This window comes from Providencia sp. LY12, assembly GCF_057621555.1.
Map to the genome: position 1 here is coordinate 3,445,477 of NZ_CM172594.1, position 23,666 is coordinate 3,469,142.

The 23,666-nt window shown below is 42.9% G+C and carries 21 protein-coding genes; 7 read left to right on the forward strand and 14 right to left on the reverse strand.

Going from position 1 to position 23,666, the window contains the following annotated elements; genetic code table 11:
• Positions 1-334 precede the first annotated feature (334 nt).
• Positions 335-901 carry a D-glycero-beta-D-manno-heptose 1,7-bisphosphate 7-phosphatase gene (gene gmhB, locus ACY3ZI_RS16450; RefSeq protein WP_132496491.1) on the reverse strand — a complete coding sequence of 189 codons (567 nt, stop codon included), beginning with the start codon at positions 899-901 and terminating at the stop codon, positions 335-337.
• Between the two features lie 169 nt (positions 902-1,070).
• On the opposite strand from gmhB, the gene metN reads away from it, so the two are divergent.
• From metN to proS, 6 genes are all read left to right on the forward strand, one after another.
• Complete coding sequence (gene metN, locus ACY3ZI_RS16455) at positions 1,071-2,102, forward strand: methionine ABC transporter ATP-binding protein MetN (protein WP_487375536.1); 1,032 nt, start codon at positions 1,071-1,073, stop codon at positions 2,100-2,102.
• On the forward strand, positions 2,095-2,748 hold the full coding sequence (gene metI / locus ACY3ZI_RS16460) for a methionine ABC transporter permease MetI (RefSeq protein WP_036968878.1): 654 nt from the start codon (positions 2,095-2,097) through the stop codon (positions 2,746-2,748). Before metN ends, metI begins: the two co-directional genes overlap by 8 nt.
• Positions 2,749-2,839: 91 nt before the next feature.
• On the forward strand, positions 2,840-3,661 hold the full coding sequence (locus tag ACY3ZI_RS16465) for a MetQ/NlpA family lipoprotein (RefSeq protein ID WP_036956390.1): 822 nt from the start codon (positions 2,840-2,842) through the stop codon (positions 3,659-3,661).
• 260 nt (positions 3,662-3,921) lie between these two features.
• Positions 3,922-4,233, forward strand: a complete 312-nt coding sequence (gene rcsF / locus ACY3ZI_RS16470) for an Rcs stress response system protein RcsF (RefSeq protein WP_230082465.1) — start codon at positions 3,922-3,924, stop codon at positions 4,231-4,233.
• 7 nt (positions 4,234-4,240) lie between these two features.
• A complete protein-coding gene (gene tsaA / locus ACY3ZI_RS16475; protein WP_487375537.1) occupies positions 4,241-4,960 on the forward strand; it encodes a tRNA (N6-threonylcarbamoyladenosine(37)-N6)-methyltransferase TrmO in 720 nt (239 codons plus the stop codon).
• 120 nt (positions 4,961-5,080) lie between these two features.
• Positions 5,081-6,799 carry a proline--tRNA ligase gene (gene proS / locus ACY3ZI_RS16480; protein ID WP_132496495.1) on the forward strand — a complete coding sequence of 573 codons (1,719 nt, stop codon included), beginning with the start codon at positions 5,081-5,083 and terminating at the stop codon, positions 6,797-6,799.
• 106 nt (positions 6,800-6,905) lie between these two features.
• On the opposite strand, the gene ACY3ZI_RS16485 is transcribed toward proS, so the two are convergent.
• Entirely contained in the window at positions 6,906-7,562 is a 657-nt protein-coding gene (locus tag ACY3ZI_RS16485; RefSeq protein ID WP_487375538.1) for a copper resistance protein NlpE N-terminal domain-containing protein, read from the reverse strand.
• Positions 7,563-7,886: 324 nt separating this feature from the next.
• On the opposite strand from ACY3ZI_RS16485, the gene rof reads away from it, so the two are divergent.
• The gene (rof, locus tag ACY3ZI_RS16490) at positions 7,887-8,150 is read left to right on the forward strand and encodes a Rho-binding antiterminator (protein WP_006658392.1); all 264 of its coding nucleotides are present in this window, start codon (positions 7,887-7,889) and stop codon (positions 8,148-8,150) included.
• 83 nt (positions 8,151-8,233) lie between these two features.
• Here the strand turns inward: rof and tilS are convergent, their stop codons facing one another.
• From tilS to skp, 12 genes are all read right to left on the reverse strand, one after another.
• A complete protein-coding gene (tilS, locus tag ACY3ZI_RS16495) occupies positions 8,234-9,601 on the reverse strand; it encodes a tRNA lysidine(34) synthetase TilS (RefSeq protein WP_487375539.1) in 1,368 nt (455 codons plus the stop codon).
• A gap of 199 nt (positions 9,602-9,800) precedes the next feature.
• A complete protein-coding gene (locus ACY3ZI_RS16500) occupies positions 9,801-10,883 on the reverse strand; it encodes a hypothetical protein (RefSeq protein WP_487375540.1) in 1,083 nt (360 codons plus the stop codon).
• Positions 10,884-10,963: 80 nt separating this feature from the next.
• Positions 10,964-11,710: a ZirU family protein gene (locus ACY3ZI_RS16505; protein WP_487375541.1), complete on the reverse strand. Its 747-nt coding sequence runs from the start codon at positions 11,708-11,710 to the stop codon at positions 10,964-10,966.
• Between the two features lie 42 nt (positions 11,711-11,752).
• Entirely contained in the window at positions 11,753-13,774 is a 2,022-nt protein-coding gene (locus ACY3ZI_RS16510) for an inverse autotransporter beta domain-containing protein (RefSeq protein ID WP_487375542.1), read from the reverse strand.
• A 683-nt stretch (positions 13,775-14,457) separates the two neighbouring features.
• A complete protein-coding gene (gene accA / locus ACY3ZI_RS16515; protein ID WP_036956378.1) occupies positions 14,458-15,417 on the reverse strand; it encodes an acetyl-CoA carboxylase carboxyl transferase subunit alpha in 960 nt (319 codons plus the stop codon).
• Between the two features lie 12 nt (positions 15,418-15,429).
• Entirely contained in the window at positions 15,430-18,912 is a 3,483-nt protein-coding gene (gene dnaE, locus ACY3ZI_RS16520; protein WP_487375543.1) for a DNA polymerase III subunit alpha, read from the reverse strand.
• Between the two features lie 29 nt (positions 18,913-18,941).
• A complete protein-coding gene (rnhB, locus tag ACY3ZI_RS16525; protein WP_154603340.1) occupies positions 18,942-19,532 on the reverse strand; it encodes a ribonuclease HII in 591 nt (196 codons plus the stop codon).
• Positions 19,532-20,686 carry a lipid-A-disaccharide synthase gene (gene lpxB / locus ACY3ZI_RS16530; protein ID WP_211887503.1) on the reverse strand — a complete coding sequence of 385 codons (1,155 nt, stop codon included), beginning with the start codon at positions 20,684-20,686 and terminating at the stop codon, positions 19,532-19,534. Before lpxB ends, rnhB begins: the two co-directional genes overlap by 1 nt.
• 52 nt (positions 20,687-20,738) lie before the next feature.
• On the reverse strand, positions 20,739-21,536 hold the full coding sequence (gene lpxA, locus ACY3ZI_RS16535; protein WP_108478503.1) for an acyl-ACP--UDP-N-acetylglucosamine O-acyltransferase: 798 nt from the start codon (positions 21,534-21,536) through the stop codon (positions 20,739-20,741).
• 1 nt (position 21,537) lies between these two features.
• A complete protein-coding gene (gene fabZ, locus ACY3ZI_RS16540; RefSeq protein WP_006658399.1) occupies positions 21,538-21,990 on the reverse strand; it encodes a 3-hydroxyacyl-ACP dehydratase FabZ in 453 nt (150 codons plus the stop codon).
• A 130-nt stretch (positions 21,991-22,120) separates the two neighbouring features.
• Positions 22,121-23,158, reverse strand: a complete 1,038-nt coding sequence (gene lpxD / locus ACY3ZI_RS16545; RefSeq protein WP_108478502.1) for a UDP-3-O-(3-hydroxymyristoyl)glucosamine N-acyltransferase — start codon at positions 23,156-23,158, stop codon at positions 22,121-22,123.
• Positions 23,159-23,161: 3 nt separating this feature from the next.
• Positions 23,162-23,656, reverse strand: a complete 495-nt coding sequence (gene skp, locus ACY3ZI_RS16550; protein WP_036956365.1) for a molecular chaperone Skp — start codon at positions 23,654-23,656, stop codon at positions 23,162-23,164.
• Positions 23,657-23,666: the final 10 nt, after the last annotated feature.

Below are 23,666 nucleotides of genomic sequence, written 5' to 3' on the forward strand. Positions count from 1 at the left end.
CTCTTCAAGACTTAAAATCAAATATTTTTTTGATAGTGTCCTGTGAGTGCCCACACAGATTGTCTGATAAATTGTTAAAGAGCGGTGCGACTTAATCTTTTGATTATCGACTTTAGGTCGTTGTCGCGAGGTGTCGTATACTACGTTTTTTATTTAGAAAGTCAAGCGATTATTTTCAACTATTTTCTTTCTTCACCTCTGTTATCACGGGGCTTCGAGGTTTTCTTCGAGCCGGTTTGTCGTGACAACGGATGCGCATTATAGGGAGCTCCCAAAATCTCGCAAGTGTTTTTTTTAAAATAATTTCCAAGTGCTGATTTATCACTCAAAATGGTTACTTTGTGATGCTTTTTAAGGCTTTTGGCAGGTCTGCAAGGCTATTAATCACCAGATCTGCACTCGCAATAGCGTCATCCGTAACTGGTTCGCCGCTTTTTACTAACACATTTGTACCCACAAGAGCCGCTTTACCCGCTTGCATATCTGCAAGTTTGTCTCCAACCATAATAGAAGAAGCCATATCAATGTTTAAAAATTGCTGGGCATCTAAAAGCATTCCCGGTTTTGGTTTGCGGCAATTACATTCTTGCTTATATTCTTCTACTGTTGCATCTGGGTGATGAGGACAGAAGTAGATACCATCTAAATCAACACCGCGGTCGGCTAAAGACCAATCCATCCACTCAGTCAGTGTCATAAACTGGTCTTCGGTATAAATACCACGACCGATACCAGATTGATTAGTCACGACAACTAATGCATATCCCATCTTTTTGAGTTCAATCATGGCTTCAATAGCGCCCTCGATAAATTCGAAGTCATCAATTTGATGTACATAACCATGGTCGATATTAATTGTGCCATCTCTATCTAGAAAGATTGCTGGAATGCCTTTGCTCACTGCTTTACTCCTCAAACTGAAATGGTTTTTAGTATCTCATGAAAAGAAATGAAATGAGAATAGAATAAATCCATCAAACTTTGTTGACTTAGACGTCTAGACGCCTTAACATCCAATACATGTTAGATACAGTATCTTGAATATAATTCGTCAGAGAATAGAAGATAGAATGATAAAGCTCTCAAATATTAATAAAGTGTTCCAGCAAGGAAACCGCAATATACAGGCACTGACTGATATCAGCCTGCATGTTCCTGCTGGTCAAATATATGGTGTCATTGGTGCATCCGGCGCAGGTAAAAGTACCTTAATTCGTTGCGTGAATATGCTGGAGCGTCCAACATCAGGGCAAGTCATTGTTGATGGACAAGATTTAACGTCTCTGCCAGAGAAAGAAGTTACAAAAGCACGCCGTGGAATTGGCATGATCTTTCAGCATTTCAACTTATTATCTTCACGCACTGTGTTTGATAACGTGGCGTTGCCATTAGAATTAGACAACACACCGAAAGAAACCATTAAACAGCGCGTTGATGAATTATTAGAGTTAGTCGGTTTATCTGAAAAGAAAGATGCTTATCCAGCAAACCTTTCTGGTGGTCAAAAACAGCGTGTGGCTATTGCCCGCGCCTTAGCAAATTCACCAAAAGTATTACTGTGTGATGAAGCAACAAGTGCACTAGACCCAGCAACGACGCGCTCTATTTTAGAATTATTGAAAGATATCAACCGTCGCTTAGGTTTAACCATCTTATTGATCACCCATGAAATGGATGTCGTGAAACGCATTTGTGATCAAGTGGCAGTGATCAGTGGCGGTCAGCTTATTGAACAAGATAAAGTGAGTGAAGTTTTCTCTCACCCTAAAACGCCAGTTGCTCAAGCATTTATTAAGTCGACATTAGTTATCGATATTCCAGATGACTATAAAGAACGTTTGCAGCCAGAATCAGGTAAAGATCTCTCCCCGTTATTGAAACTGGAATTCACAGGGCAATCGGTGGATGCGCCATTAATCTCAATGGCCGTACGTAAATTTGATATTGATATTAATATTTTAAGCTCTCAGATTGATTATGCCGGTGGCGTTAAATTCGGTGTGATGCTGGCTGAATTACACGGCTTAGAAAATGGCATTGAGTCCACTATTACATTTTTGAAAGAGCACCATGTGAAAGTTGAGGTTTTAGGTTATGTCTGAGGGAATGATTTCACTGCTTATTTCAGGAACGATTGATACCATTATCATGACTTTCGTTTCTGCAATTTTAGGTTTTATTTTAGGTATCCCGACAGGCGTCCTACTTTATGTCACTCGTCGTGGGCAAGTGATGGAAAACACTGTTCTGTATAGCGTTATTTCTGCTGTCGTGAACGTATTCCGTTCGATACCGTTTATTATTTTATTAGTCTGGATCAGCCCTTTTACCAAATTCATCGTGGGTTCTGCGATTGGTATCGAAGGTGCGATTGTTCCATTGACTGTTGGTGCAATACCATTTATTGCTCGCATGGTTGAAAACGCATTATTAGAAGTGCCGAATGGTTTAATTGAAGCATCACGCGCTATGGGTGCAACACCGTTACAGATTATTCGCAAAGTATTACTGCCAGAATCTTTACCAGGGTTAATTAACGCAGCAACCATTACATTAATTATGTTAGTCGGTTATTCCGCAATGGGCGGTGCAGTAGGTTCCGGTGGATTAGGACAAATTGCAATGCAATATGGGTACTATACTTATAATCCATTAGTTATGAATACCGTTCTGGTTCTATTGATTGTCTTAGTATTCATCATCCAGTTCACGGGTGAATATCTAATGAAAAAAGTGTCACATAAATAGTCCGTAATCTAGATAGTCAGAAACAATAGCAGCGCCAAAAAACGCTACACAGTAGTTAAGGTGCTATAAATAGTGTCTAAAGGGGTAAATTATGTCTATTAAGTTAAAATCAATTGCAGTAGTTGGCGCGCTGTTAGGAACATTAGCTCTCGCTGGCTGTGGTGAAAAACAAAAAGATCCAAATAGCATCAAAGTCGGTGTGATCATGGGCAAAGAGTTTGAAGTTGCTGAAGTTGCACAAAAAGTTGCTAAAGAAAAATATGGTCTGAATGTTGAATTAGTTTCTTTCAATGACTTCGTACTACCAAACGAAGCATTAAGCAAAGGTGATATTGATGCTAACGCATTCCAACATAAACCTTATTTGGATCAGCAAATTAAAGACCGTAACTACAAATTAGTCCCTGTTGGAAATACCTTTATTTATCCAATTGCAGGATATTCTAAACAAATTAAATCTATTGATGAATTGGCTGACGGTTCACAAGTAGCGCTACCAAATGACCCAACTAACTTAGGTCGTTCATTACTGTTACTGCAAAAACAAGGTTTAATTAAGTTAAAAGATGGCACAGGTTTAATGCCTACCGTGTTGGATGTTGTTGAAAATCCAAAAGGCTTAAAATTTGTTGAATTAGAAGCGCCACAGTTACCACGTGCTCTGGATGATCAAAAAATTGCATTGGCTATCATCAACACAACTTGGGCTAGCAGTGCAACACCAAAACTGACTCCAGCAAAAGATGGTCTGTTTGTTGAAGATAAAGATTCTCCATATGTGAACATTATTGTGGCTCGTGAAGATAATAAAGATAGCGAGAATGTGAAGAAGTTTATTCAAGCATATCAATCTAATGAAGTGGCAGAAAAGGCCAACGAAGTTTTCGATGGTGGAGCAGTTAAAGGCTGGTAAGCTTTTCTCTTAAAAAAAATGTGTATAAAATGCTAGGTGACTTTATGTCACCTAGTTTTTTTGTATCATACCAACAAGCATTAAACCGATTTGTTTCAAATAAATTAGCTTTAAACCGATTACATAATTAATGCGCTAGCGCAGATAATAAAAAGGTAATATTTATGAGATTGTTTTTGCTCGCCCTCGCTACATTTGTTTTAGCTGGGTGCGGAATTAATCAATACACCAGTCCAAGCATGAATAAAGGGTTTTCGAGCATGAAATTATCGAAACCTTTACCTGTAGAAACTGAAGAAGATGTCAGTGCAGAAAACATTAAATTAATGAACAGCCCTGAAGAATTATTAGGAATGCCATTTCGCGACTTAGGTATTGTATCTGGTGAGTCATGCAGAAAAAATGCAAAGAGTCCGCCTATTAACCTTGATTCAGCTAAAAACAGTATGTTGACGCAAGCCGCTTATATCGCTGCGGATGCCGTGTTATTACATCAGTGCCAAACCAAATCAGCGCCGGGTTGTTACCAAGCAACGGTATGTGAAGGTAGTGCACTTAAAATTGTTGAATAATCAACTTATGCAATCTTTTCAATTTAATGTTATCGGGCATATCGAATCCCCTTATAAAGAAAAGTTTGCTATTCCTCGCCAGCCTGGGCTGGTTCAAAACGGCTTTGGGCGTTTGCATTTACATCCGCCATACAATGACCCCAATGCCGTTAGAGGATTAACTCAATTTAGTCATATTTGGGTATTGTTTGTTTTTCACCAAACGATGGAGGGTGGCTGGAAATCGCTAGTACGCCCTCCTCGCTTAGGCGGCAACGATAAAATGGGTGTATTTGCCACTCGTTCAACATTTCGACCAAATCCGATTGGGATGTCGTTAGTTGAATTAAAAGATGTGACTATCGAACACAACCAAGTCATTCTTGAACTCGGTAGCCTAGATTTAGTTGATGGCACACCAGTGGTAGATATCAAACCGTATCTGCCTTTTGCTGAAGCTATCACAACAGCCAAAGCAGGTTATGCTCAAGAAGCACCATCAGAAGATATGCAGGTTATATTTAGCGCACAAGCTCAGCTTGAATGTGATAAATACCAACCTCACTATCCTGGATTAGCGTCTTTTATTGAGCAAGTATTAAAGCAAGACCCACGTCCTGCCTATAAGAAACAATCCAATGAAGCCCGTGATTATGCGGTTCATTTATTAGATTTCAATGTGCGCTGGCGAGTGACTAATAATATCACTGAAGTGTTTGCCATCGAACGTAATGAAAAATCGCGTTAACCTCTTTTGACAAAGCATCGTCACTGGTAGACTAGCTGTTTATTCCGCTGCTTAGCAGCTTTAAATTATTGGGTAGGCATAAGTCCTACCATAATTTGTTGTTCTAATGGAACCTATACAATGCGTACTAGCAAATATCTGCTCTCAACTCTAAAAGAGACCCCTGCGGATGCAGAAGTTATCAGCCACAAGCTGATGCTGCGTGCAGGGATGATCCGTAAACTTGCTTCTGGTCTGTATGACTGGTTACCCACTGGCGTGCGTGTTCTGCGTAAAGTTGAAAACATCGTTCGTGAAGAAATGGAAAATGCAGGCGCTATCGAGGTATCTTTACCCGTCGTTCAACCTGCTGACTTATGGCAAGAAAGTGGACGTTGGGAACAATATGGCCCTGAGTTACTGCGCTTTGTAGATCGTGGTGAACGCCCTTTTGTTTTAGGCCCAACCCACGAAGAAGTTATCACTGATTTAGTGCGTAACGAGATCACTTCATACAAACAATTACCATTGAATTTATTCCAAATTCAAACCAAATTCCGTGATGAAGTTCGTCCTCGCTTCGGTGTAATGCGTTCTCGTGAATTTATCATGAAAGATGCATACTCGTTCCACACAAGCCAAGAGTCATTGCAAGAAACTTACGATGCAATGTACCAAGCTTATAGCAAAATATTTACCCGCATTGGCTTTGATTTCCGTGCGGTACAGGCAGACACCGGTTCTATCGGTGGTAACGCTTCTCACGAATTCCAAGTCTTAGCACAAAGCGGCGAAGATGATGTTGTCTTCTCCACTGAATCTGATTTTGCAGCCAATATCGAATTTGCTGAAGCGGTTGCGCCAAATGTTCAACGTGCAGCACCAAGCCAAGAGATGCATTTAGTTGATACACCAAATGCAAAAACAATTGCTGAATTAGTTGAACAGTTCAATCTGCCAATCGAGAAAACAGTTAAGACTCTGATTGTTCATGCCGAGAAAGACTCTGGTCATACCTTAGTTGCCCTGTTAATTCGTGGCGACCATGAACTTAATGAAATCAAAGCAGAAAAACACCCATTAGTGGCAAGCCCACTGCAATTTGCATCAGAAGAAGAGATCCGCAAAGCCGTTAACGCAGGTCCAGGCTCTTTAGGTCCTGTGAAGATGCCAATGCCAATCGTCATTGACCGCAGTGTTGCGGTGATGAGCGACTTTGGTGCAGGTGCAAATATTGATGGTAAACACTACTTTGGCATCAACTGGGAACGTGATCTTCCACTGCCGGAAGTTTACGACCTGCGTAATGTGGTAGCGGGTGACCCAAGTCCAGATGGTAAAGGTACCCTGTTAATCAAACGCGGTATCGAAGTAGGTCATATCTTCCAGTTAGGCACAAAATATTCCGAAGCAATGAAAGCCTCTGTGCAGAACGAAGAAGGTCATAACCAAATCGTGACAATGGGTTGCTATGGTATTGGTGTAACGCGTATTGTTGCAGCAGCGATTGAGCAAAGCCACGATGAGCGCGGTATTGTATGGCCTGACGCTATCGCTCCGTTCCACGTTGCTATCCTGCCAATGAACATGCATAAGTCTTATCGCGTTAAAGAAGTTGCTGAAAAACTGTATGCAGACCTGAAAGCACAAGGTATCGATGTTATTTTCGATGACCGTAAAGAGCGTCCGGGCGTGATGTTTGCCGATATGGAACTGATTGGTGTTCCGTACACTATCGTCATTGGTGATCGTAATTTAGATACTAACCAAGTTGAATATAAATCACGCCGCAGTGATGATAAACAGCTGGTTGGTTTAGATAACGTAGTTAGCTTCCTGAAAGAAAAATTAGCTAAATAACCGTTACGTTAACCTAAATACAAAAAGCTCAGAGTTCAGTTTTACTGTCTCTGAGCTTTTTTATTGTCACTAAGCCTTTTTACAATATAACCAAAACGAATTCAGGTTATTTGCAGGAGCGGGTTTTATCAAACTGAATATTCCCTGTAGGAATAAATGCAGAATCAAATTGACCGTCTTCCATAGATGGGCGAATAGAATAGAAACCATCCACTTCTAAATACACTGGCGTACCGCCATCCACATCGGTATCACTATAGGCTTTCTCTAGCTCAATGCCTGACGTTGCATATTTACGCCCAGAACCACATTCAGTAAATACAGCGGCATCAGCCATATAACGGTATTCGCCACGTTTTTTACTTGGAGTAACCTGTTTTAAGGTATGGTTCATTGAGCTCTCAATCGCTTTGCCTTCTAAATCTAACAATGTGATTGACTGGTTATCAGGAGATTGTGCAAAGTATGTGCGCTCTGCTTTTGAGTTAGTTAATGTTAATACATTTTCCGCGCTAGACCAGTTCCCTGTTTCATGGAACATTTGGTTCCCTTCACGGGTTTCTAAATAAAGCAGTTGCTCAACATAGCTACCATCTGGATTCACTAATAATGTTGCTTCAATACCCGAACAATCCGCACAAGGAAGTACACCACTATAAACATGGTCTACAGGCGCAAAATTTGCTTCATTGACACTGCTTTGACAGCCGGATAATGCCACAGCACCCGCTGAAATAAGAGCTAATAAAAGTACTTTCTTCATTATAATTCCCTTCAGATCATTCAATTATCACTGTTTCGCTTATTAATACATCATAACATCTCAACGAATAAAAAAATAAGGTATGCAAAAGTTTACAATCGGATAAATAACCAGCTAAAGATATCAGTTTAGTGAATAAGAATTTTCCTTTTCCCACGTCACTGATTATAGTTATTAAATTACTATGCTATTATCGAGCGAAGCACTTTTGATTTAGCTTTTTATTTCATCGGTAAATGCTTAGTCGATAAATGCTAGTGTTTTTAGATAATACAAACATGTTCAAGGCGGCAATAACCGCCACTAACACAGTGGTGAGGGAATATGTCTACAGATAATGAATATCAACCAATCAATTGTGATGATTACGAATATCTAGAAATCGCATGCCAGCGTCAATTAAAGCTGCAAATTAAGCTTAATGACGGCGAGAATATTGAAGGGCAAGCCAGTGATTTGCTCCTACGAAAAAAAATTGAGTACCTCGTCCTGATTACGCAGGAAGGAACCAAGGAGCTACGACTGGATATTATCTCATCCTTCAGTCATCCTGAAATCGGCACTATCGTTGTCGACCACTCTCACTAATACTCGTTTTTCTGAGTTTCTTCTATGCCCCTTATGATGGTCACAGTCATAAGGGGTTTCTAATTTTGAGGCGAATAATTGAATCACTCGCTAGAAAATTCGCTGTTATTTGTCCCAAATTCAGAATTTTGCCAATCAATAGCCATGCCAATATTATCTTTCCCTACAAATCCGTCAGGTGTAATAAAACAGCCCACGGCACAAATTAGTGTTTCGTTATAGTAAATGAGCGGGGTTCTTTCTCGCATCCACGGTGCAACGCCCAGCTCTTGCCAAATTTTCTTGCTGCTACGTGAACGATGGCGACCGACAATATTTAGTGAGCCTTGCAATCCAAAGCGAATTGTCACTTTTTCCGTTTCTTGTGGTGGGCGGATCTGCCCTTCTCCATCCATCACAACCAGTGTTCCCAGTGACTCAGGTAAGAGATAATCCTCTGGATAATCCCACTGATATTGTTTTCCCATCAGGTTATTAATGCGCTTAACCACCCACAGAGCCCCTTGATAACGGCGAATTTCCACATCACCCAAGCGACAGATAGGTTCTGCATCCTGCCGGGCAAGTGCCACTTCCTGCCAAATCCGTTCCAATTGATTAAATGGCGGCATAGCGAGTTGGTGAAGACCAATCCAGCGACGAATCAATGCATTACGCTTGGCAACAGAACAATGAATTAAGCCATCAATATACAGTCCACCACGATAATCGATGATGTCATCAAGTGAATCTTGCAGTAATTCATCCAATAATGCCTCTTGTTCTGCACATAATGATGCACTGCGAGAGACGGCATTGGCAAAATGCGGCCAGCGTTCAGATAATCTTGGCATAATATGCAAACGCAGGAAGTTTCGATCATAGCGGTCATCTTGATTGCTATCATCTTCAACCCAAGGAAGTTGATACTCTGTTCGATAGTTTTCTAATTCATGTCGAGAAATAGAAAGCAAAGGACGTAATAGAACTGTTTTTCCACTTTTTGCTTGAAAAGGGAGTGATTCCGGCATCGCTGAAAGCCCTGCGGGGCCGCTGCCTCGCTTAAGCGCCAGCATGAATGTTTCAGCTTGGTCATCAAGATGCTGAGCCGTCACCAAAATCTCATCGTCGAATAGCTCATCACGATATGCCTGATAACGTTCAGTTCTTGCAGCCGCTTCAACACCAATCTGAGCGCTATCTACAGTTACATGCTGGCAAATAAACGGAATATCCCATTGCTGACATAACGAAGCGCAGTGAACTTCCCATTTGTCCGCTTGAATATTTAAACCATGATGAATATGAATGGCGCGGATTTGGAGTAAAGGATTTATGCTATTTTTGATTTGATAAAGGGCATGCAACAGTACGGTAGAATCAATGCCGCCACTGAATCCAACCAGAATTTTTTGAAAGTTTTTTATTTTACTGTAAACGTGCTCAACAATAATTGCTGATTCTTCGGCCATTAACCTGCCCTTCCCCATTATTTTTACGATTTTTCTAGCGCTAAAACATAATATACCGAACATAATCACAAGAAAAATCTGCATCTATATTTAAGGATATTCAGATGTAAATGGGGTGCAAGGGAAAAGATATCGAGTTAGCAAGAAAAACCCCGCCTAAGCGGGGAAGAAAAATTAACGGTACCACTACAATGCCATTTCACTGTAGTACTAGGTCAGGTGTTGAAACTAATATTCTTGATCCATTTTCTAAATGAATGGTGAAAAAAACATAAATTACCTCCCCTTTAAGGCCGTCTACATTATCTCCAAACTTCATCATACTGCCATCATAAGTGGTAATTGAACCACTACCAGTGCTATCACCCGTTGTATATTGGAGCATGCCACTTGATACCAGTGGCCATCTTCTAATGTGTTTCTGGGCGACTATCGTATCAATAGGGCTATAAACGGAATCATGTTCAATCTCTACATTAAATCCAGGTCCGGAACGATCTCCTATTTGATTGCCGTTAAATATCCGTATCACTGGTTTTGGTACTGTTTTAGTCACCTTGACCACCTTCGACTGAGCTTGCACGCCTGTATTTGGCGTTCCGCTTAGCGAACGAGGAGTGACGTTAAAAGAAAGTTCACACCCTACATCGGCATCTTGCAGGGTATAACTCTGGGTTGTTGCCAGAGTCTGTGAATTACCGCCACGAGAACAAATCCACTCTAAGCGAGTCCCACTGCTAGCTGAGGTATCCTCAAGATCCCTCGGACTGTCTCCATCGTAGTAACTATAATGCCCAGTCAGTGACTCTCCCGGTAACGGCATGCCATTAATTTTCACATCAAGTGCCTCTGGTGCAAGCCCTTTAGTGGTGATGGCTGATGACGTAAACGTGGCGCCTATTGCTGGTTCAGTAATTTTTGGGTCAGTCTGCGGTGTTACCACCACCGTCAGCGCCTTTCCATTACCATCGCCTGGTACCAGTGTATAGCTATTTTGCGTGGCGCCTGAAATATCAACACCATCCAATTTCCACTGATATTTTGTGGCATCAGTCGAGTCATTATCCATATCGATAATGGTTGGGATGGCTGTTACCTTATCCGTGACAGTAGGTTCAGTTTTATCAAATTTAACCTCACTGACTACGGGTTCATGCCCGATGACCGGTGGTGTTTTGGCATCAACTTCGATCACAGAAGCAGACACACCTTCTCCGATGACCAACCCTGCTGTCAACGTTATCAGCCGAAGAATAAAGTTAATTTTTGTCCTAACAGCCATTTCATGAATATCCTCTTCTGTTGCCGCTGTGTGCTATAAAAAACACCGCAACGAAATCATTCCGCTGCGGCTCATACTGATTATTTGTTAGAAACAACAACCTTAATTTTTCGTTTTTGCTCAGAGCCTTTAACCGTATACTCCGACGCTGTTGCCGCCACGATATCTTCGTATGTGCCCGAATTTACGGATTTCTCAATTTGCCACTGATAATTCAGATTGTTATCACAGGTGCCGTGACAGGTGACATCAGCCTTCAGCTTATCACCGACTAGTGGTCGAGCCCCTGATAGACCCGAAATGGTGACCGATTTCACAATGTTGCCACCCACAGTTGGGATCCCTTGACCGCCTGATACTGGGGTGTTATTGATATCGATGTAAGTTGCCGCTGCCACGGGTATACTCACTGATGGCTCAGTAATCGCAGAGTCAGTATTTGTAACCGCTTTAACCGTGATAGTTTTCCCCAGCAATGCAGCTGTCAGTGTCAGCGAATCACCCGTCGTGCCTCTAATGACATTATTACCTTCAAACCATTCATAGACAGTAGTTGTTTGCTTATCGCCATCCGCATCGCTGAAGTTAAAACCTGATGCCGTCAATTTATCTCCCTCTCCTAACACACCGTCACCATTAACGTCAGTCGCTTTAACAGAACCGGCTGACAGTACTGGTGCATGACCGATAACTGATTGCGTCTCAGAGGAGGTAATTGAGGCTGCGAGGGCTGACGTACTGACAGCCATGCTCAGAACTGCGCCAGTAATCAGAATAGATAATTGACCTTGGCGGATCATTGGGATTGTTTGCTTATTGTTACTCATCAAATTGTTACCTTTTATTTTAAAAATACCCTATGGGTGTATTTATTGTGCTGTTACGCGCAACTTGCGCTTTTGCATATCTGCTGTAACGGTGTATGTCATGGCGGTAGCGCCGTTTATTGCTTGATACTGTCCTGACCCTTGAGTTGTCTCCATTTCCCACTGCCAAGCAGTCGGTAGAATGCAGTTAACTTGGCAATCAGGTGTGGCGGTCAGGACATCGCCAACCACTGGACTCCCTTTCATGGCAGTGCCGTTACGAAATATTTGTATTCCCACGGGTGCGGCCATCACTTCTACCACCATCGGAGTCATACTGATCCCCTCGACCTGTGGATTAAAAGTGAGGGTACCGGGAAGATTTCCGGCGGTTATTGTGGTGGTATAAACTCCAGGTGCCGCTTCTTTCAATGCAGCCAACTTAACGCCACTTTTTGAAGATGGCAGGGATGGCCCGCCTTTGTGTGTCATAAAGGTAAATGGCAGCTGAATAGCTGAAGCTAATCCCGTCATCGGTGCGTTTTGGTCATCTCGCACGGTCAAAGTCAACGTGTCAGATTCAGAAACATTCAGTGCGCCTGCACCTACCGTCAGGCTGGAGTGACGGGCAGAAAGTCCTGCATCTACAATGACCTTTACATAGACCAGTTTTGACGCATTCCCCTTTCCATCCCATGCTCTCGCGCTCAAGGTATAAGTATTGGTAGAACCCGCTTGCCAAGCAGGTAAGCGCATCTGCCAAGCAGTCAAACTTTTGCCAACAGACTGCGTTTTCCCACCTTTGGCTGAAAATTCTGTCAGCATTCCCCATTCCACGCGATCAGCACCGTATTTTGCTTTCAAAATCGCGTTCACTAACTGTAGGCTTGCGCCACGACCACGAATTACTTGAGGCAAAATGAGGCTGATAAGCTCTTGTTTTTGATACTCAAGTACGATGTGGTTATTACGCTCAACCAGTGCCATTCGGTTGCTCGGGAGTGTACGCAGGTTCGCCACCGCAGCAGGTGAGACTTGATCCTTCCAAGGCACGCCGAATGAATAGTTAAGCTGTGCCTGAAGCTGAAGCTCATTCATTCCTTTTCCTTTGCGCCAATCAGCACCGAAAGTCACTAATGGGAAAGGTGTATAATTCACTCCCATCGTCATCGCTTTTGGTGCCTTACTGCGGCTATCTTTGCCTTTCAGCGCCACTTCATCTCCGAAATATTGTTCATATTTCAGCTTGCCGCCGAGCTGCGGATAAGACGGTAACCAGCCACTGGCGGCTATATCAAACCCGTTGGCTGGTCGTTCATCGTAGTCAGCAAAATCCCGTGACTGATGCCAGCTATTGAGTCGCAGATAACCATTGGCAGATAAATGCAGGTAATCAGACCATAACTCTCCCCCAATACCCGCTCGGCGATTATTACCAGTAACATCAATGTCATAGAAAGTGTTTACACCATACATCCATTGGTCACTGAATCGACGGACCCCAGCACCTAAGTTCAGGGTGGTACGATCATCAAGGTTTCGACCACCGAATTGGGTAAATACCAGCCAGTCAGGACTCTGATATAGAGGCAATAGCATGTCAGCGGATACGGAGATCTGTGATAACTTATCTCCCGGCTGTACGCCAATCTGGGCTGTACCAAACTGATTCAGCCAACTTTCCACTGCGGATGAAGCCTCGCTAACTGCCATATTCTTGGCTTGTCTGGAAAGGTACGATTCGGCACTTTCTGTATTCATAGCCACGAAAAAGTTAGGGGCCGTACGAGACAACCAATTCTGTATCTGGCTATCCTGTTCGTCAGTCAACCTATTTACAGCCGTATTTTTGTCTGTTGTCTTTACAGAGTTTGTACTCGAAATATCACTTTCATCTTCTTCAGATAGGTTTTTAAAAGCACTATGCGATGTACGCGTTTGATTTAGTTTTTTTCGTTCCTCCTTATCCGCCAATCCGGTAGCAAATACTGAGCCGACTGGCATGATGGATGCGGGTAGTAAAATGGAAAGTAATAAACGCATCCGAAATGATTTGATGCTGTAGCGGTTAATACCAAAAAACATTGTTCTATCCTTTATGCTTTCCTTTAAGGTGTTTTTTCATAATGGGTATATTTCCATTGTTAATAGCAGGCGAATAAATACTGGCCATTTAAATAACGAAAGAAACACCATAATCATTATTGCCATTTTATTTCGGAATAGAACTTACATGTCTAGATTAATAATAAGAATGGACTTAATTGGATTAAATATGAAGTAATAGAGAGTATAGTTAATTAAGGGACGACAATTTACTACGTACTAGAATAGATTACACTGGTTGTTCCATCAAACTGCGAGTTACTGGCGACATGCGCTGGTAGCACACCCTCGCGACTTACATCCAAAACCTCTTACTGGCGTATTCATATAACGTTTTCTTTGTGGAATATTTTGGAATGGAAGATTTCTCACGACGGATATTTATATTATTAACACATTAAATTCATAAAATTAAATGAATAGCGTTAAAAATAAAAATGAGAGAAATATATTCAAACTGTAATTCTAAAAATTAAATAAGCGAGACATTAAAAACATTCTATTTTTTAATACTAATTTTTGAATATGATAATTTGGATAATTAAGCTTATGATCATTGATTAATAAATATGAAAACTAAAGCATGAGCCATAAAAAACGGGAGCTGGCTAAACCGACTCCCGTTTCAAAATAGGCTGGATTACACTGAATAGGTTAGCTAATTAGCAGTAACCGTATCCCATCAGACGTTGATAACGGCGATTTTTCAGTGCTTCTTCATCCAGAGTTTCTAACTCATTCAAGTCTTGCGTGATTTGTGCTTTCAGAGATTCTGCAATTTCATCGTAATTACGATGAGCGCCGCCCAGAGGTTCAGGGATCACGCTATCAATTAGCTTCAGCTCTTTTAAGCGAGGCGCCGTAATACCCATCGCGTCAGCCGCTAATGGTGCTTTATCAGCACTTTTCCACAGAATAGATGCGCAACCTTCCGGTGAGATAACGGAATAGGTGCTGTATTGCAGCATATTCACTTTATCACCCACACCAATCGCTAATGCACCACCTGAACCGCCTTCACCGATCACGGTACAGATCACTGGAACGGATAAACGAGACATTTCACGTAAGTTACGTGCAATCGCTTCGGATTGACCGCGCTCTTCTGCACCAACACCTGGATATGCACCCGGAGTATCAATAAACGTAATAATTGGCAGGTTAAAACGCTCAGCCATTTCCATCAGACGCAGTGCCTTACGGTAGCCTTCTGGTGCTGGCATACCAAAGTTACGGCGAATTTTCTCTTTCGTTTCACGGCCTTTTTGATGACCAATAACCATCACTGGACGCCCATCTAAACGAGCTAAACCACCAATAATCGCTTTGTCATCGGCATACGCGCGATCACCCGCTAACTCTTGGTAATCTGTAAAAATACGGGAAATGTAGTCCAAAGAGTATGGACGACGTGGGTGACGAGCGAGTTTAGCAATTTGCCAAGCCCCCAGATCAGAGAAAATCTTACGTGTCAGTTCAACACTTTTTTCACGTAAACGAGCAACCTCTTCATCTAGGTTGACTTCTAAGTTGTTATCTTGACGGCTAACTGCAGTTAGGGAATCGATTTTCGCCTCTAATTCAGCAATCGGCTGTTCAAAATCAAGAAAGTCCAGACTCATAATATTCCTATTTTAGTCAAATTCTAATTCTACCTGCTCACTACCCAGCAGAGTTCGAAGGTCGTTCAGAAGGGGATCCACGGGTGTTACACGCCAAACAACGCCAAACTTAAGCTTAGCTCTGGCATCATCCTTCTGATAATACAAGTGAACCGGTATCGTGCCTGAACGGTGAGGTTCAAGCGCATTACGAAGCCGATTCAGTAATTGATCGTTAATCTGTTTATCGGACAGTGAAATTGCAAGGCCGCGCGCATACTTTTCCCTTGCTTCTCCGATATCCATCAATTCGCGCACTGTCATTTTATTACCACCATTGAAATCATCAAAGCTGACCTGACCGGTGGCAATTAAAATATTGTCTTTTTCCAACATATGTTGGTATTTATCCAGCGCATCTGAAAATAGCATAATATCCAGACGACCGGAACGATCATCGAGCGTGCAAATCCCAATTCGGTTTCCACGTTTGGTGGTGATCACTTTGGCAGAGAGCACTAAACCTACCACAGTTGTCACTTGACCACGAGGGGTTGGGTTCACATCTTTCAATCTCAAACCATTTGTATAACGCTCTATCTCACTTAAGTATCGCGTTATTGGGTGACCTGTCAAATAGAGACCCAAAGTTTCGCGCTCACCTTCTAGCACGACTTGCTCAGGCCACTTCGGCACACTCGCGTAAGAACTTTCAACCTGCTCTGGGGCTTCGGCAAGCACTCCAAACATATCCCCTTGCCCGATAGCTTCTGCTTTCGCATGCTGATCTGCCGCTTTTAATGCATCTTCAAGGGATGACATTAAAGCCGCTCGGTGAGGGCCTAAATGGTCGAATGCCCCTGCCATGATCAGCTTTTCCATCACGCGGCGGTTGATCTTTTTAATATCCACACGAGCACAAAGATCGAAAATTTCTTTAAAGATCCCACCTTGTTGGCGAGCTTCAATAATCGCTTCGATTGGACCTTCACCAACGCCTTTAATAGCGCCGATGCCGTAAACTATCTCACCTTCATCATTCACATGGAAGTGATATAACCCACTATTGATATCTGGTGGCAATACTTTCAAGCCCATACGCCAACATTCATCAACCAGCCCGACTACTTTTTCCGTGTTATCCATATCCGCAGTCATTACTGCAGCCATAAATTCAGCCGGATAGTGAGCTTTTAGCCATAATGTTTGGTACGAAACCAGCGCATAGGCAGCGGAGTGTGACTTGTTAAACCCATAACCGGCGAATTTTTCCACCAAGTCAAAGATTTTCATCGACAACTCGCCATCTACCCCATTTTTGATGGAACCTTCCTCAAAAACAGAGCGCTGTTTTGCCATCTCTTCAGGTTTCTTTTTACCCATCGCTCGACGCAACATATCCGCGCCACCGAGAGTATAGCCCGCTAAAACCTGAGCAATCTGCATAACCTGTTCTTGGTATAGGATAATACCATAAGTTGGCTCTAGAACAGGTTTTAATGATTCGTGCTGCCAATTTACATCAGGATATGAGATCTCTTCACGACCATGTTTACGGTCGATAAAGTTATCTACCATCCCCGATTGCAGCGGACCTGGGCGGAATAACGCCACCAGAGCGATCATATCTTCAAAACAGTCCGGTTGCAGGCGTTTAATTAGATCCTTCATTCCTCGGGATTCTAATTGGAATACCGCCGTGGTTTCCGAGCGCTGCAACATATCGAAGCTTTTCTTATCCTGTAAAGGAATAGCTGCAATATCAATCGGTTCTAAATTTTTCTTGGCTCGACGGGCATTGATCATCTCCAATGCCCAGTTAATAATGGTCAGCGTACGCAGACCTAGGAAGTCGAATTTTACCAAGCCTGCATATTCGACATCGTTTTTATCGAATTGTGTTACGGGGTTATTACCTTCAGCATCGCAATAAAGCGGTGCAAAATCCGTAATTTTAGTTGGTGCAATAACTACCCCACCGGCGTGCTTACCAGCGTTACGCGTTACCCCTTCAAGCTTACGCGCCATATCGATTAGCGCTTTAACCTCTTCATCTGCTTCATAAATTTCAGGCAGTTGCGGTTCTGCTTCAAAGGCTTTTTCAAGGGTCATTCCTGGATCAGGGGGAACCAGTTTAGAAATTCTATCAACGAAACCATATGGATGCCCCAGTACACGTCCAACGTCACGAATAACAGCTTTTGCTGCCATCGTACCAAAGGTAATAATCTGGGATACCGCGTCTCGCCCATACATTTGAGCAACGTGGTCAATAACTTGGTCACGTTTTTCCATGCAGAAGTCAACGTCAAAGTCTGGCATTGAAACCCGCTCTGGGTTCAAGAAACGCTCAAACAGCAGGTCAAGTTCAAGTGGATCTAAGTCAGTGATTTTTAGTGCATAAGCCACTAAAGAGCCCGCACCTGAGCCTCGCCCTGGACCAACAGGAACACCATTATCTTTCGACCATTGGATAAATTCCATTACGATCAAGAAGTAGCCAGGGAATCCCATCTGGTTGATAACATTGAGTTCGATTTCTAAACGTTCATCATATTCAGGGCGTCTTTCTGCTCGGACTTTTTCATCTGGGAATAAGAATTTAAGGCGCTCTTCCAGACCTTCTTTTGAACGCATGACCAGAAAGTCTTCCGTTTCCATATCCCCAGTCGGGAATTTCGGTAGGAAATATTCACCAAGACGAATAGTGACGTTACAGCGCTTAGCAATCTCTACACTATTTTCTAATGCTTCAGGGATGTCGGCAAACAGCTCGCTCATCTCTTCTTCAGTACGTAAGTATTGCTGAGGACTATAATTTTTTGGACGCTTCGGATCGGCTAACGTGAATCCATCATGAATAGCGACACGAATTTCATGGGCATCAAAGTCACTGCTTTCAATGAAACAGACATCGTTGGTTGCCACTACAGGCAGACCACGCTGAGTTGCTAATTCGACAGCAGCATGTAGGTAGCTCTCTTCATCTGGTCGCCCAGTACGAATAAGCTCAAGATAGTAAGCATCAGGAAAGTGGGTTTGGTAGAACGCTAAGCTCTCATCCACTAATGCTTGGTTACCGCGGAGTAGAAACTGCCCCACATCCCCTTTTCGACCTCCTGATAGTAGGATCAAACCCTCTTTATGTTTGATGAGCCAATCGCGATGGATAGTTGGACCAATTGCGCCATAGCCTTTTTGGTAAGCTTCGGAGATAAGTAAGGTGAGGTTTTGATAGCCTTCATTGTTGCGAGCCAGAACCGTTAAGTGAGCAACCTCATCACCAAGTTGCTCACTTTCCATATAAAAATCAGCCCCAATGATTGGCTTAATACCTGCACCATGAGCCGCACCATAAAACTTCACTAACCCACAAAGGTTAGTAAAATCCGTGATGGCAAATGCAGGCATGCCCATGGCGGCGACTTTTTTCACTAATGGGCCGGTTTTTGCCAGCCCATCAATCATGGAGTAGTCACTGTGAACACGTAGATGAATAAAACGAGGAGAAGCCATTAACTTTATACCTATTTTTCTTATGCCGACTATTTAATGTCTAACGCACGTCTTACAGGCGCGAAGCTTTTACGGTGAAACTCGGTAGCGCCAAACTCAGCTAATTTTTCTAAATGATACGCTGTAGGATAGCCTTTGTGTTTCGCAAAACCATATTCAGGGAACGCTTTATCAAGCTCGACCATTTCTCTGTCTCGAACCACTTTCGCCAGAATGGATGCAGCGCTGATTTCTTGGACTAAACTATCACCTTTAACAACCGCCTGTGATGGCATGGTCAATTTAGGGCAGCGGTTGCCATCCACTAAGACGAATTCTGGTTGAATTGAAAGGCCTTCTACCGCTCTTTGCATTGCCAACATAGTCGCATGCAATATGTTGAGTTGGTCAATTTCCTCAGGTTCTGCACGACCAATACACCAACACAGTGCTTTTTCTTTGATCTCATCGAACAGCTTTTCACGCTTTTTTTCGCTGAGTTTTTTCGAGTCGGCAAGTCCTTCAATCGGATTGTTGGGGTCTAAAATCACAGCAGCGGTCACGACAGCACCGACAAGCGGCCCGCGCCCCACTTCATCAACGCCAGCAATTAAGTTGGCTTTCGGGTATATAAATTCCATTATTTTCTAACCAAATCTAATACAGCATCAGCGGCTTGTTGGTCTGCATCACAACGAATCAGTTGATGCAATTGTAAGAAAGTTTCCTTCAGCGCGTCCACTTGTTTTCCGCCTTCCAACAATGGAAGTAACTGGTCTGCAAGCTGCTGTGGCTGACACTCTTCTTGGAGTAATTCTTTCACGATTTCTTTCCCTGCCAATAAATTTGGCAAAGAAACATAAGGCGTTTTGACTAAGCGCTTGGCAAGCCAGAATGTGAAAGGCTTCATGCGATAACCCACTACCATTGGGCATTTGGTTAGCATACATTCTAAGGCAGCGGTGCCTGAAGCGAGTAATGTCGCATCTGCCGCAGTCATTGCATCGCGAGCCTGTCCATCCAAAATATGGACATTCAACTCTGGAGCAACCTGTTGTTTTATTTCATCGAATTGCTGGCGGCGTTTCTGATTTACCAGAGGCACGACAATATGTAGATCGGCAAAGTGGCTACTTAATAGTGTAGCGGTTTTTAAGAAATCAGCGCTAAGCATTTCGACTTCAGAATGGCGACTTCCTGGTAACAATGCTAAACATTTTGCAGTTACGGGGATATTTAAACGTTCACGCGCAGCCTGTTTATCAGGGTTTAAGGGGATTGAATCCGCCATGGTGTGCCCAATAAAACGGCAAGGGACATCAAAACGGTCATAAAATGCTTTCTCAAATGGGAGAAATGCTAAGACTAAATTTGTGGAGCGACCAATTTTGAATACGCGCTTTTGGCGCCATGCCCAAACAGATGGGCTGACATAATGAATGGTTTTAATGCCTTTTGATTTTAAGCGACCTTCAAGGGTGATATTGAAATCAGGCGCATCAATGCCAACAAACACATCAGGTTGTAACTCAGTAAAACGCTGAGTTAAATCTTTACGGATGGATAATAAACGAGGTAAACGACCAAGGACTTCAACAATCCCCATGACGGCGAGCTCTTCCATTTCATACCAAGCTTCACAACCTTCTGCTTGCATGAGAGGACCTGCAACACCGACAAAACGGGCATTGGGGACTTGTTGTTTTAAGGCGCGGATAAGTCCTGCGCCTAAGATATCACCAGAGGTTTCTCCGGCAACAAGGCCAATAGTAAGTGGGCGGTTGCTATTCACCAAAATTCGCTCCTTATTAAAGGCCTTTTCTTGTATTCATCTGCAGCAGCAAAAATTAACGAATAATTCCGCGCTTAGATTGTGCTGAGTCTTCTAAGAAATCACTAAATACTTTGACGTGTTCGTCAGTTTTTGCCATTTCAGCAATTTCTTCACGTGCTTCTTCCAAAGACTTCCCTGAGCGGTATAACGTTTTGTAGGCGTTACGAATAGCGTGCAGAGATTCTTTTTCAAAACCACGGCGTTTTAAACCTTCAAGGTTTAAACCAAATGGAGTTGCATGGTTGCCCTGTGCAATAACGTATGGAGGTACGTCTTGTGCAACACCAGAGCATCCACCGACCATTACGTGCGCACCAATCTGACAGAATTGATGCACCGCAGTCATGCCACCAATAATAGCGAAATCACCAAGAGTGACGTGACCACCTAACGTTCCGTTATTCGCGATAATACAGCGGTTACCAATGATGCAGTCATGCGCAATATGGACGTTAACCATCAGTAAGTTATCATTACCAATTTTAGTTAGGTCACCGCCTTGTGTGGTTCCACGGTGGATAGTCACACTTTCACGGATGCGGTTACGGTCGCCAATCTCAACGCGAGTTGGCTCACCTTGGTATTTCAGGTCTTGGTTAATTTCACCAATCGAAGCAAATTGAAAAATAACGTTGTCACGACCAATTTTCGTGTGTCCGTTTACAACAACGTGAGATTTCAGCTCAGTACCTTCACCAATTTCAACATTAGCGCCGATATAGCAAAAAGGACCAATGCGTACATTGGCACCAATAACAGCTCCATCTTCTACAATAGATGAGGGATGAACATAGGCAGTTTTGTCAATCATATCAGACCTCACGACGACGGGCGCACATCATTTCTGCTTCGCAGGCCACTTCTCCATCAACTTTTGCTACACCTTTAAAACGTGCAACACCGCGACGTTCTTTGATAAATTCAACTTCCAGGATCATTTGATCTCCTGGCAGAACTGGACGTTTAAAGCGTGCGTTATCAATCGCTGCAAAATAATACAGCTCGCCGGGTTCAAGTTTGCCTACGCTTTTAAATGCAAGGATACCCGTAGCCTGAGCCATTGCTTCTAAAATTAAAACACCTGGGAAAATTGGTTTGCTAGGGAAATGTCCCTGAAAGAATGGCTCGTTAAAAGAGACGTTCTTTACCGCGCGCAAAGATTTACCTTCTTCAAAATCCAATACACGGTCAACCAAAAGGAATGGGTAACGGTGCGGAAGTAGTTCTAAGATTTCTTCTATATTCAGAGTATGATTATCACTCATCGAAATACTCTTCCTGTCTATTAATGCTATTTAATTAATGAATCGGCCCGCTTTAACTCAATAGCGAGTTAACAGGCAGGCCGGAAAAAACGTAACTCAAGAAACTATTTTAGCTTGAATTACCAAATAATTACTGATTTTTTTGATTTTGGCTATCTAATTCACGTTCAAGTGTTTTTAGACGCTTATTCATCTCATTGATGCTTAAGACTAAAGCTGCGGTTTTACGCCATGCTTTATTCGGCTGTAAAGGAATACCGGAAGAGTAAACTCCTGGCTCAGTAATTGGTCGCATGACCATTCCCATACCTGTTACGGTAACCTTGTCACAGATTTCCATATGACCATTGATAACACTGGCTCCGCCAATCATACAATAGCGACCGATTTTTAAACTACCAGCCATAATGACGCCACCCGCAACTGCGGTATTATCGCCTATTGTTACATTGTGCGCAATTTGGCATTGGTTATCGATGATAACGCCATTGCCAATGACTGTGTTATCTAATGCGCCACGGTCAATTGTTGTACACGCACCGATCTCAACACGAGATCCGATGATCACGGTACCTAATTGTGGGATCTTGATCCAATTACCACGATCATTGGCATAACCAAAGCCATCAGAACCGATCACTGTGCCTGACTGGATTAAGCAACTTTCCCCAATCTCAACATGATGGTAAACACTGACATTCGCCCATAAACGGGTGCCTGCACCAATGCGGGTATTTTTACCAATAAAACAACCTGCACCAATCACAACGTTATCACCTAGCACAACGCCACTTTCGATAACGGCATTCGCGCCAATTGCTACATTCTGACCAAGCTGGGCATCATCAGCAATGACCGCTGACGCATGGATATTCTCAGCAGGGGCTGGAGTGGTATCCATAATTTGCGCCATGTGCGCATAAGCAAGGTAAGGATTATCTACAACCAGTGCAGCAACCTTACAAGCACTCAGATCTTTTTCAGTTAATACCACAGCAGCAGCTTGGCAATCTGCCAACTTATCGCTGTAACGGCTATCAGATAAAAAAGTAATCTGCTGATTATTCGCTGAATACATCGGTGCAATACCGGTGATGACGATATCGCCATCACCGTGTAACTGTGCATTCAACTGCTGAGCAAGGTCAGCTAATCGAATTGAAGACATCTATTATTTAACCTGTTTTTGAACCTGACTGGTGATATCGATACCATCTTTTGCATACGCAACTGCGTTTGCATCGATAACAACATCATAGCCTTCTTTCGCTGCAACAGATTTAATAGAATCTTGGATACGGCTCAGGATTTTATTACGCTCTTCAGCTTGACGACGACGATTGTCTTCTTCAAATTTCTGAGCTTTTTCAGCGAACTGGTCACGTTTAGTGATTAATTCTTTTTCCTGCTTTTCACGATCGCTAGTGCTCATAGTCGCACCGTCACGACGCAGTTTTTCTACGCGTGATTGCAGATCTTTTTCCAGATTCTGCAGTTCAGTAGCACGGCTTTTGAATTCACTCTCAAGCTGTTTAGCAACGGCTTCACGAGCAGGCATGTTCTGGAAAACTTCGCCAACATTAACGATAGCGATTTTTTCAGCATACGCACCCGCAGACATTGCTAAAGCAATACTCACACCCGCTGCACACAACAATTTTTTCACACTAAACTCC